The organism is Pseudomonas sp. 20P_3.2_Bac5, from assembly GCF_025466035.1.
Taxonomy (GTDB): Bacteria; Pseudomonadota; Gammaproteobacteria; order Pseudomonadales; family Pseudomonadaceae; genus Aquipseudomonas.
The window spans coordinates 58,246-64,490 of sequence record NZ_JANLOA010000118.1; the positions used below are offsets into that span (position 1 = coordinate 58,246).

Sequence of the window (6,245 nt, forward strand, 5' to 3'; positions counted from 1 at the left end):
ATTCTCGGGTCGGGGGTGGCTACTGTCAGAACGGTTTGACGACCACCAGAATTACAATGCCCAGCAGCATCAACACGGGCACTTCATTGAACCAGCGGAAGTAGGTGTGGCTGCGGGTGTTGTCGCCGCGGACGAAGCGTTTCACGTTGGCGCCGCACATGTGATGGTAGCCGGTCAGCAGAATGACAAGGGTGAGCTTGGCGTGGAGCCAGCCCTGGCTGAGAAAGCCGGGGCTCAGGATCAGCATCCAGATCCCGAAGACGAAGGCGGCGATCATCGCCGGGCCCATGATGAAGCGGTAGAGCTTGCGTTCCATGACCACGAAGCGGTCGCGGCTGATGCTGTCTTTGCTCTGGGCGTGGTAGACGAACAGGCGGGGCAGGTAGAAAAGTCCTGCAAACCAGCAGACGACGCTGACGATGTGCAAGGCTTTGATCCATAGGTACAGCATGTTTTTTATTCCTTTCAGGTTGACGGTCGTCAGATAGTAGTAGTTCGGTGCCGCGCCCGTCATCTCAACGGTTGTAGGCGTAGTCGCTGGCCCCTATCATCGTCGGCTTTCCAGTCGGTTCGTTGATAGGGGGCAGGTATATGGTCAAGGTCGGTATCGTCGGCGGCACGGGTTACACCGGTGTCGAATTGCTGCGTCTGCTGGCACAGCATCCTCAGGCTGAAGTTGCAGTCATCACTTCTCGCTCCGAGGCGGGCCTGCCCGTGGCCGACATGTACCCGAACCTGCGAGGCCACTACGACGGCCTGGCGTTCAGCGTCCCGGATACCAAGACCCTCGCCGCCTGTGATGTGGTGTTCTTCGCCACCCCGCACGGCGTCGCCCACGCGCTGGCCGGTGAATTGCTGGCGGCGGGTACCAAGGTCATCGACCTGTCCGCCGACTTCCGCCTGCAGGACGCCGATGAATGGGCCAAATGGTACGGCCAGCCGCACGGTGCACCTGAGCTGCTCAAGGACGCGGTCTACGGCCTGCCGGAAGTTAATCGCGAGCAGATCCGCCAGGCGCGCCTGATCGCGGTGCCGGGTTGCTACCCCACTGCAACCCAGTTGGGCTTCCTGCCGCTGCTGGAAGCAGGCATCGCCGACACTTCGCGTCTGATCGCCGACTGCAAGTCGGGCGTGAGCGGTGCCGGCCGCGGTGCCAGCGTGGGTTCGCTGTTCTGCGAGGCGGGCGAAAGCATGAAGGCCTACGCGGTCAAAGGTCACCGTCACCTGCCTGAAATTCGCCAGGGCCTGCGCCGGGCGGCGGGTGGTGACGTCGGCCTGACCTTCGTTCCGCACCTGACCCCGATGATCCGCGGCATTCACTCGACGCTGTACGCGACGGTCGCCGATACCTCGGTGGACCTGCAGGCGCTGTTCGAGAAGCGCTACGCCGATGAGCCGTTCGTCGACGTGATGCCGGCCGGCAGCCACCCGGAAACCCGTAGCGTGCGTGGTGCCAACGTCTGCCGTATCGCCGTGCATCGTCCGCAAGGCGGCGATCTGGTGGTGGTACTGTCGGTCATCGACAACCTGGTGAAGGGCGCTTCGGGCCAGGCGGTGCAGAACCTCAACATCCTCTTTGGCCTCGACGAGCGCCTGGGCCTGTCCCACGCCGGGCTGCTGCCTTAACGGCTACCACATCGGGCTGCGGGCGGGACTTATACCTTCCGCTTGTAGCCTGATGCCGCTTCTATAGTTGACCAATTTTCTAGGGGAAGCGGATAATGCGCGCCATCACGCATTATGGCGGCATAGCGCCGGGAGATATTCAGCATGAGCGTCGAATCCTTCACCCCTTCGGTTTTGCAGTTCACGCATAACGCCGCGCACAAGGTGAAGACCCTGGTAGACGAAGAGGGCAATGATCGTCTGAAGTTGCGAGTATTCGTGACGGGTGGCGGTTGCTCCGGCTTCCAGTATGGCTTCACTTTCGATGAAGATGTCGCTGAAGACGACACCATTGTCGAGCGCGAGGGCGTTGCCCTGGTGGTTGACCCGATGAGCTTCCAGTACCTGGCAGGTGCCGAAGTGGACTACCAGGAAGGTCTGGAAGGTTCGCGCTTCATCATCAAGAACCCGAACGCCACGACCACCTGTGGTTGCGGTTCCTCGTTCTCGATCTGATTTGCCGGGATGTTGCTGAACGCCGCGCTGATGCGCGGCGTTTTGCTTTTTGCGGTTTATGCCGGGTAGATGGCGCCCAATACCCGTAAGCCGCGGGCACCGGTGACGCTTGGGCGATTGCCGGCGATGCCTTCCAGGCAGCAATGGGCAAGCCAGGCGAAGGCCATGGCTTCGACCCAGTCGGGGTCGACACCGAAGTCTGCCGTGCTGCTGACCCGCGCACCTGGCAGCAGGTTTTCCAATCGCGCCATCAACGTGCCGTTGTGGGCACCGCCGCCGCAAACCAGAAGGACCTGGGTGTCCTGCTGGGCTTTATTCAGCGAGTCGACGATGCTCAGGGCGGTCAACTCCAGCAGTGTCGCCTGGACGTCTTCATCTGCACACGGTGGCTGTGTACTGAGCTGGTGGTGCAGCCAGGGCAGATTGAACAGCTCCCGGCCGGTGCTCTTCGGGCCCGTGCCCGCAAAGAACGGATCGCTGAGCAGGCTGCTGAGCAGACCTGGAAGTACCTTTCCGCTGGCAGCCCATGTGCCGTTGGCATCGTAGGCATGACCCAGTTTCTCGTTGATCCAGGCGTCGAGAAGTACGTTGCCCGGGCCGCAATCGAAACCGCTGACGGGCTTGTCCTGCTCGATCAGGCTCAGATTGCTGAAACCTCCGACATTGAGGACAGCAAGACGCTCGCCCTGATTGCTGAACAAGGCTTCATGGAAGGCCGGAACCAACGGTGCACCCTGACCGCCGGCAGCGACGTCGCGGCGGCGGAAGTCGCCAACGACGGTGATGCCGGTCAATTCGGCCAGCAAGGCCGGGTTGCCGATCTGAACAGTGAAGCCGCGTGCCGGCTCGTGCCGGATCGTCTGGCCGTGGCTGCCGATTGCGCGAATGTCCTCGGGGCGAAGTTGGCGGCTGTCGAGCAGATGCTTGATACCTTCCGCCGCTAGCCGCACCCACTCCGCCTCGGCCAGGGCGGCACGGGCGATCTCGTCCGGGCCGCTGGCGCAGAGGCCGAGCATGGCCAGGCGCAGCGATTCGGGCATGGGGATGTAGTGGGTAGCGAGCAGCGAGGTCCGCTGCTCCTGTTCGATCAAGGCGATGTCCAGGCCATCAAGGCTGGTGCCGGACATCACCCCCAGATAAAGCGCCATGGCTTAGCGCTTGTTCAAGGCCAGCATGGTGGCCTTTTCCTGGTCCATGCGCGCGATAAGCGGCTGGCTCAACTGCATGAAGCGCTGGCGCTCGGCCTTGGCGATCGGGTCGGCCATGGGCAGTTTCTGGCCCAGCGGGTCGACGTGCACACCGTTGACCTGGAACTCGTAGTGCAGGTGCGGTCCGGTGGACAGGCCGGTGGTGCCGATGTAGCCGATGACCTGGCCCTGCTTGACGGTGCCGCCGGTCTTCACGCCCTTGGCGAAGCCTTGCATGTGGCCGTACAGGGTCTGGTAGGTGTTGCCGTGCTGGATGATCACGGTGTTGCCGTAACCGCCACGGCGCCCGGCCAGCAGGACCTTGCCGTCGCCGGCGGCCTTGATCGGCGTGCCGCGCGGGGCTGCGTAGTCGACGCCTTTGTGGGCGCGGATCTTGTTCAGGATCGGATGCTTGCGGCCAGCGGAGAAGCGCGAGCTGATGCGGGCGAAGTCCACCGGAGTACGGATGAACGCCTTGCGCATGCTGTTGCCGTCGGCGGTGTAGTAGCTGGTGGTTCCGAGCTTGTTGGTGTAGCGCACGGCGCTGTAGCTCTTGCCGCGGTTGGTGAAGCGCGCCGAGAGGATGTTGCCGTTGCCGACGACTTTGCCGTCGATGACCTTCTGTTCGTAGATCACATCAAATTCGTCGCCCTGGCGGATGTCCTGGGCGAAGTCGATGTCGTAGCCAAAGATGCTGGCCATGTCCATGGTCATGTTGTGAGACAGGCCGGCACGCTGCGCGGAGGCGGAGAGCGAGCTCTTGATCACGCCGTGCACATACGCGGAGCGGACCACGGGTTTGGTCACTTCGCGGTTGAAGACAAAGCCGTTGGCGCTCTTGTTCAGGCGGATGGTTTCCAGGTCGTTGACCTTGCTGTGCAGGCTGGCCAGTTGACCGTCCTTGTCCAGTTCGATCTGCAGTACCTGGCCATGCTTGAGTTGGCTGAACTGCTTGGCCTGCTTGTTACTGGCCAGCACTTCGTGCACGACATTGGCGGGGAGGCCGACTTTGGAGAACAGCGTCGACAGCGTATCGCCGCGGGCCACGGTCACTTCGCGGTGGTTGGGCTGATTGCTGGCGACTTCTTTTGCAGGTTCCGGCTGCGCAGCGGCGGGCTCGGTCTTGGCGGTTTCCTCGGTCGTTTGCGCGGAGTTGTCGATCTGCGCGAAGGGCGAGGTGCTGGTTTCCTCGGCGGCGATTGGCTGCTCAGATTGCTCCTTGAGCTGCTCCGCGGGACTTTCCAGTTCGAGATTCAGTGTGGTCCGTTTGGCTTCCACTTCGCTGGACGGGAATACCAGCAAAGCCAGGCTGAGCAAGGCGGCGATGCCGCTTGCGGCCAACAGGTGGCTCTTCGGATAAAGCGGGGGCGCTTTAGGCGGTTCTTTGATCATGGATAAATAGACTTTGAAAAAGATGAAAAGGAAAAGATGAATGACATGATGAAGATGAAATAACTGTATAAAATATAACCAAATCCCCTTCAAAGCAAGCGCGCAGACGTCATGTACAGGGTTGCGGGTCACATCCGGCCCGGGAACTTGTATTTGGCGGTTGATCTTGTATGGTTGGGGCCCTTTGAATCTGAGCCTTGCGGGTCTGTTATGAAGTCGGTTGAAGAGCAGCTAGCGCTAATCAAGCGTGGTGCGGAAGAGGTATTGGTCGAGTCCGAACTGGTCGAGAAACTCAAGCGCGGTCAGCCGCTGCGTATCAAGGCGGGTTTCGACCCGACGGCGCCGGACCTGCACCTGGGGCACACGGTGCTTATCAACAAGCTGCGCCAGTTCCAGGATCTGGGTCATCAAGTGATCTTCCTGATCGGTGACTTCACCGGCATGATCGGCGACCCGAGCGGCAAGAGCGCCACCCGTCCACCGCTGACCCGCGAGCAGGTGCTGGACAACGCCGAGACCTATAAACAGCAGGTCTTCAAGATTCTCGATCCGGCCAAGACCGAGGTGGCGTTCAACTCCACCTGGATGGACAGGCTGACGCCGGCCGATTTCATTCGCCTGGCTTCGCAGTACACCGTAGCCCGGATGCTTGAGCGCGACGACTTCGACAAGCGTTACACCACCAATCAGCCGATCGCCATCCACGAGTTCCTCTACCCGCTGGTGCAGGGTTATGACTCCGTGGCGCTGAAGGCGGACGTCGAGCTGGGTGGGACCGATCAGAAGTTCAACCTGCTGATGGGGCGTGAGCTGCAGCGCAGCTATGGTCAGGAAGCTCAGAACATCGTCACCATGCCATTGCTCGAAGGGCTCGATGGCGTGAAGAAGATGTCGAAGTCGCTGGGCAACTACGTCGGCATCCAGGAGGCACCGGGTGTGATGTACAGCAAGCTCGTGTCGATTCCGGACACCCTGATGTGGCGCTACTTCGAGCTGCTCAGCTTCCGCTCCATGGAAGAGATCGACGGTTTCCGTGCGGATGTGGCGGCAGGTGCCAACCCGCGCGACATCAAGATCAAGCTGGCTGAGGAAATCGTTGCTCGTTTCCATGGTGAAGAAGCGGCAGCCAATGCGCATCGCGCAGCCGGTAACCGGATGAAAGAGGGTGAGCTGCCTGAGGATCTGCCTGAGGTCGAGGTGTCGGCTGCTGAAGACATGCCGATCTCTGCGATCCTTAATAAGGCAGGTCTGGTGAAGAACTCGGCGGCTGCTCGTGATCTGCTGGCATCCGGTGGTGTGAAGGTCGATGGTGAAGTGGTCGATCGCGGTTTCGTATTTGCCCTGGGCGCGACGCATGTTTGCCAGGCAGGCAAGAAGGCGTTCGCTCGTATTGCGTTGAAGGCTGAATAAAGGAAGGCGTTGCTCGTCCTCTTCTATATATAGAGGAGGGCGTAAGGTGCTGATTTGAATCAATTTCAAATTAGTTCTTGACGCCCCGTTTTATCTGTCTATAATTCGCCCCACTTCCGGCGCAGTCGAAACGGA

The 6,245-nt window shown here is 60.8% G+C and carries 6 protein-coding genes; 3 read left to right on the forward strand and 3 right to left on the reverse strand.

The features are described from left to right. Nucleotides 1–25 precede the first annotated feature (25 nt). Entirely contained in the window at nt 26–451 is a 426-nt protein-coding gene (hemJ, locus tag NTD88_RS21715) for a protoporphyrinogen oxidase HemJ (protein WP_262153377.1), read from the reverse strand. 140 nt (nt 452–591) lie between these two features. Here hemJ and argC point away from each other — a divergent pair, with 140 nt between their 5' ends. Together argC and erpA are read left to right on the forward strand one after the other, a co-directional pair. Further along, the gene (gene argC, locus NTD88_RS21720) at nt 592–1,626 is read left to right on the forward strand and encodes an N-acetyl-gamma-glutamyl-phosphate reductase (protein ID WP_095156126.1); all 1,035 of its coding nucleotides are present in this window, start codon (nt 592–594) and stop codon (nt 1,624–1,626) included. A 144-nt stretch (nt 1,627–1,770) separates the two neighbouring features. Further along, a complete protein-coding gene (gene erpA, locus NTD88_RS21725) occupies nt 1,771–2,121 on the forward strand; it encodes an iron-sulfur cluster insertion protein ErpA (RefSeq protein WP_095156125.1) in 351 nt (116 codons plus the stop codon). A 56-nt stretch (nt 2,122–2,177) separates the two neighbouring features. On the opposite strand, the gene NTD88_RS21730 is transcribed toward erpA, so the two are convergent. Beyond that, a complete protein-coding gene (locus NTD88_RS21730; RefSeq protein WP_262153376.1) occupies nt 2,178–3,269 on the reverse strand; it encodes an anhydro-N-acetylmuramic acid kinase in 1,092 nt (363 codons plus the stop codon). A 3-nt stretch (nt 3,270–3,272) separates the two neighbouring features. Continuing rightward, nucleotides 3,273–4,700: a peptidoglycan DD-metalloendopeptidase family protein gene (locus tag NTD88_RS21735; RefSeq protein ID WP_262153375.1), complete on the reverse strand. Its 1,428-nt coding sequence runs from the start codon at nt 4,698–4,700 to the stop codon at nt 3,273–3,275. Between the two features lie 210 nt (nt 4,701–4,910). Between NTD88_RS21735 and tyrS the strand changes: the two genes are divergently transcribed. Beyond that, nucleotides 4,911–6,110, forward strand: coding sequence for a tyrosine--tRNA ligase (tyrS, locus tag NTD88_RS21740; RefSeq protein WP_262153414.1), 1,200 nt, complete (start codon nt 4,911–4,913; stop codon nt 6,108–6,110). The last annotated feature ends 135 nt before the right edge of the window (nt 6,111–6,245 follow it).

Coding starts and splice junctions, on each gene's coding strand:
- erpA (WP_095156125.1), top strand. CDS start 1,771: ATGAGCGTCGAATCCTTCACCCCTTCGGTTTTGCAGTTCACGCATAAC.
- NTD88_RS21730 (WP_262153376.1), bottom strand. CDS start 3,269: ATGGCGCTTTATCTGGGGGTGATGTCCGGCACCAGCCTTGATGGCCTG.
- argC (WP_095156126.1), top strand. CDS start 592: ATGGTCAAGGTCGGTATCGTCGGCGGCACGGGTTACACCGGTGTCGAA.
- hemJ (WP_262153377.1), bottom strand. CDS start 451: ATGCTGTACCTATGGATCAAAGCCTTGCACATCGTCAGCGTCGTCTGC.
- tyrS (WP_262153414.1), top strand. CDS start 4,911: ATGAAGTCGGTTGAAGAGCAGCTAGCGCTAATCAAGCGTGGTGCGGAA.
- NTD88_RS21735 (WP_262153375.1), bottom strand. CDS start 4,700: ATGATCAAAGAACCGCCTAAAGCGCCCCCGCTTTATCCGAAGAGCCAC.